This is a genomic window from Nostoc sp. 2RC (assembly GCF_014222165.1).
GTDB classification, from domain to species: domain Bacteria; phylum Cyanobacteriota; class Cyanobacteriia; order Cyanobacteriales; family Nostocaceae; genus Nostoc; species Nostoc linckia.
Window position 1 is genome coordinate 1 of sequence record NZ_JACKZU010000586.1, and the last position, 2994, is coordinate 2994.

General features: G+C 44.9%; 2 protein-coding genes. One reads left to right on the forward strand and one right to left on the reverse strand.

Annotated elements, in window-relative coordinates; translation table 11 throughout:
* Positions 1 to 30: 30 nt before the first annotated feature.
* Entirely contained in the window at positions 31 to 1002 is a 972-nt protein-coding gene (locus GNE10_RS33405) for a M48 family metallopeptidase (RefSeq protein WP_099069679.1), read from the reverse strand.
* Positions 1003 to 1343: 341 nt separating this feature from the next.
* Here GNE10_RS33405 and GNE10_RS33410 point away from each other — a divergent pair, with 341 nt between their 5' ends.
* Entirely contained in the window at positions 1344 to 2909 is a 1566-nt protein-coding gene (locus GNE10_RS33410; protein WP_185570342.1) for a helicase C-terminal domain-containing protein, read from the forward strand.
* Positions 2910 to 2994: the final 85 nt, after the last annotated feature.

The following is a 2994-nucleotide window of genomic DNA, read 5'->3' on the forward strand; positions in this document are numbered from 1 at the left end:
CTTTCCCCTGCCCCCCACTCTCTAGTCCTTTTACGAATTATTATCCGGCCTTCTCATTCTGTTAATTTCGCGTTGTAATTCTTCAATTTGACGGCGCAAAGCTTCTTTTTCATTTTCGGAAGAATCTGCGGGAACATTTACTGCTCCAGATGCGGGCGATCGCTGATAGTTTCCTTGACGAATTTGCTGATATTCCTCTGATACCGCCCACTGTTGTAAGTAGTGCAAACGCTCCACAGGAAAAGGATGTGTCATCATTGCACCTTGAAACCCAGTGTACATTAAGAATTTATACACTTGGTTAAGTCCATCTTCATCAAGTGCTTGATAATTTTCAGACTGTTTCATAAATTCTTGTAAACTGCATTCGTGGGCATATTTGAAACTACCGCCCGTGACTTTCATCATCGAACTCATCACGGGATTTAAGTCATCCATTACCAATAAAGCAGCCCGATCTGACGATAACTCAGCTTTACGCCGCCATTCGTAAAAAGCAAGCAACAAACCTTGACTCAGGAAATTACCAATGCCAAAGGTTAATTCCCCAACGGTAGTAGCTACACTCCTCGCCCATATCGCCATTTGAATTAAAATAGTATGACCACATTTAATGTGCCCCAGTTCATGGGCTAACACCGCCCTAATTTCAACTTCGTTTAGTAAGTCTAATATCCCTGTATTTATGACTATGTAAGGATGCTCTTGTCCAAGTGCGTAGCTATTAGCTTGGGAATTTTGCTCAACAAACAGTGCGGGTTCTGGATAAATGTCCAAATCTCGGACGCATTCCCGAAAAATCTGGTAGATGGTGGAATATTGGCGCGGCCCGACTTGGATGGTGTTGCCCATTAAATAAACTAACTGAGGGCGTTCAGCGAAAAATTCCACAAATTTACGGGCTAAAAAATCAAATCCTGGTAAATTACGTAAAGCTTGCTCTGCTTGGCTATCCAGGGGATGCCTGAAGGCTTCGCTGGAAATTCCTGTGTAGGTTGGCATAATTAGGTAATTGGTGATTGGTCATTAGTCATTGGTCATTAGTCATTAGTCATTAGTTTTAGATAAAGAACAAATGACTAAGCCCAAAATTAAAAGCTAAGGCTTCTTTATATTCAGACGCCAGTTGCTATCCTACGGTAACCCTAAGGGCGAACAAGCCCAAAGAAAGTCCTGTGGAACGCAGTGGCTCAAGGGCAGTTCCTTTAAGCGGGGGAACCCTACCAACGGAGTGCCTGAACTTTGTAACAGAAGACAAATGACAAATGATCAATGACAAAGGACAACATAATAGAAATGGGGCTTTATTGGTAAAAGTCACTTTGTTATGGGATTAAAAGCGTGTGATTGAGGCAGAAGTTCATTTGTCACTACATAACTTTTTGCGATCGCAGGCGGGGTTCCCCTCCTGGCCCCATCATTTGACGATGGCACGGTTGGTAGCACGCGCCTTGCGCCTGGAACGTAGCGCCCTCATTCAAGTGGGGGCAGTTTGTGGCTATCAAGGACGATATCGTACCAGTTTCGTAGCATCAGCCCTGATGTGGCATGGCCCCGTAATTATTGTTGCTCAAGAATCAGTGCAACAACTTCTGTTGCGGGTGGAAATTCCCCGTCTACAGCAGTGGCTACCAGCCAACAAACCAATTAGGACAGGTGACGCATGGCCTGATGCCCAGTTCCAAGGGCTACTGTTGACTTCCCCTGAAGCTTGGTTAAAAGGACAGTTGGCTGATGGCGATCGCTTTCCCAAAGGTATTCCTACAATTATTGATGGCGTAGACGACCTTGAAGATTGGGTGCGTCATCAGCTCGCCCAAGAAATTCAACCCCATGATTGGGATCAACTCATGCTAGCTTGCCCAAACCAAGCTGAAGCAATTCGTGAAGCAAGGATACAACTGACACACGAATTTTTTCAGCATCCTGCAAATCCCTATGAGTGCTATCTCATTTCTGGACTAGAAATAGACATTTTAAACCGTCTTTATTCTACTTTAGACATCAGTAATATCCCAGATAATTGGAAACATTTCTGGCAAGAATTTCAACTGCTAACAGAAAGTCTTTCACCCTCTGCCTCCCCAGCCCCCTCTGCCCTCTTCTGGGCGACTATCGCCCGTCGCCAAGGTTTATTTTCTTTGCACTATGCCCCAATGGAATTAGGGAAAATACTTTCCCCCATTTGGCAGCGACAACCAGTAGTTTTAATTGGCAGTGCTGTAGAACCAGAAACGGAGGCTCCCCTGTTCCGTGAGCGTTTAGGTTTGGAAGATTTAACTTGCCTGAAATTTTCTTCTGAAAGTCAAGCCGAAGCAATTCAGCTGTATGTACCTTATAAGTTACCCCTACCCAATACACCAGAGTTTCAAGCGGCATTTATTCACAAAGTCCGCACTCTGGTTTGTCTGAGTGCTACAGCACCAGGGTTAACTGTGATTTTGGTAGGCGATGTCCCACTCAAGTCCCAAGTAGGAACAATTTTGGCCTCAGAATTTGGTTCGCGGGTGCAGGTGGAAAAAACTTGTTTAGATGAAAATGGTATTTTGGTAAGCGGTTGGGAATTTTGGCGAGAACATCAGCAAGTGTTACCTGCACCCCAGCTGTTAATTATTGCGACTTTGCCGCTACCATCTTTGGAAAATCCTCTAGTAGCTGGTAGAGTAGCTCGTTACAAGCGATCGCATCAAGATTGGTTCCGTTTATATTTATTACCAACCGCCTTGAATGAATTACAACGAGCCATCGCTCCAGTGCGAGAAAGTCAAGGTATTGTCGCTTTGCTTGATAGTCGTGTAGTTAACCGCAGCTACGGCGCTCAAATTCTCGCAGCCTTAAGTCCCTTGGCCCGTATTAACTATCTCGATCCCAGTTTGTTTGCCAATACAAATGAGGAGAATTCGGCATAAGGGCATGGGGTATTGGGAGTGTTGACTGTTGACTGTTGACTGAGGAATTATTCTCCTTGTCTCCCCCATCTCCCCCATCTCCCCC